The organism is Streptomyces sp. FH025 (assembly GCF_017427025.1).
Taxonomy (GTDB): domain Bacteria; phylum Actinomycetota; class Actinomycetes; order Streptomycetales; family Streptomycetaceae; genus Kitasatospora.
In genome coordinates this window covers 1-1,054 of sequence record NZ_JAFLNG010001229.1, presented here as the reverse complement: position 1 = coordinate 1,054, position 1,054 = coordinate 1, and the positions used below count along the sequence as shown (strand labels likewise).

General features: G+C 72.4%; 1 protein-coding gene. It reads right to left on the bottom strand.

Going from position 1 to position 1,054, the window contains the following annotated elements; genetic code table 11:
- On the bottom strand, positions 1-826 hold an 826-nt coding region (locus tag J0670_RS38600; protein WP_243438122.1), incomplete at its 3' end, for an SAM-dependent methyltransferase.
- Positions 827-1,054: the final 228 nt, after the last annotated feature.

Sequence of the window (1,054 nt, the reverse complement as noted above, 5' to 3'; positions counted from 1 at the left end):
TGGGGACGTGTCCGGAGGCGGGGCGCCACAGCGGGAGTTGGACGAGGCCGGGGCCGGCGAACTCGAAGTCGCCGAAGAAGGGCTCGACGTCGGCGCGCGGGCGGAGCACGAGCGGGGCGCTGGCGCTCCGGTAGATGCGGGTGCCCTCGGCGGCGCTCTCCCGGGAGGCGAAGTCGGGGCTGCCGTGGGAGAGGATCAGGGCGCTGCCGGGGGCGAGCGCGTCGCGCAGGGTGCGGACGATCCGCTGGGCGCCCTCCTCGTCCCGGATGAAGTGAAGGACTGCGACCAGCATCAGCGCGACCGGTCGGGAGAGGTCGACGGCGGCGGCCAGCGCGGGGTGGGCGAGGATCGCCTCCGGGTCGCGCAGGTCGGCCTCGATGACGGAGGTGTGCCCGGTCGGGTGGCCGGCCAGCAGGGCGCGGGCGTGGGTGGCGACGATCGGGTCGTTGTCCACGTACACCACCCGGGCGTCCGGGGCGACCCGCTGGGCGACCTCGTTGGTGGAGCCGACGGCCGGAATGCCGGTGCCGATGTCGATGAACTGGCGGATCCCCCGGCCTGCCACGAACTCGACGGCCCGGCCGAGGAACTGCCGGTTGGTGCGGGCCAGCAGCGGCAGCGCCGGGTAGGCGGCTATCGCGGCCTGGGCGGCCTTGCGGTCCGCCTCGAAGTTGTCCTTGCCGCCCAGGTAGTAGTCGTACATCCGGGCGGTGTGCGGAACGCCGGTGTCGAGCTCGCTCGGCGGCTGCCAGTCATCGGCTCTGGCCCATTCCCAGCCGGTGCCGGCGTCCCGTTCGACGGCCGCCGCGGTGTCCTCGTGCATCATGTTCCGCCCCCAATGCGCAATGCCGGAAGTGTGCCTACCGCCCCGTAACACGCGGCGCGCGGTGATCGTATCCAACGACACGCCGTGGAAACAGCGGGAGTTCAGGTTTACGCAACGCCGGCTCGATCGAGTGTGTGCACGTCAACGGGGCTGGGGACGGATGTCCCGGATCGCCGCGCGTCGCCGCCCTCTCTATGCTGACTGCCGATGACTGCCGACCGCCGCACC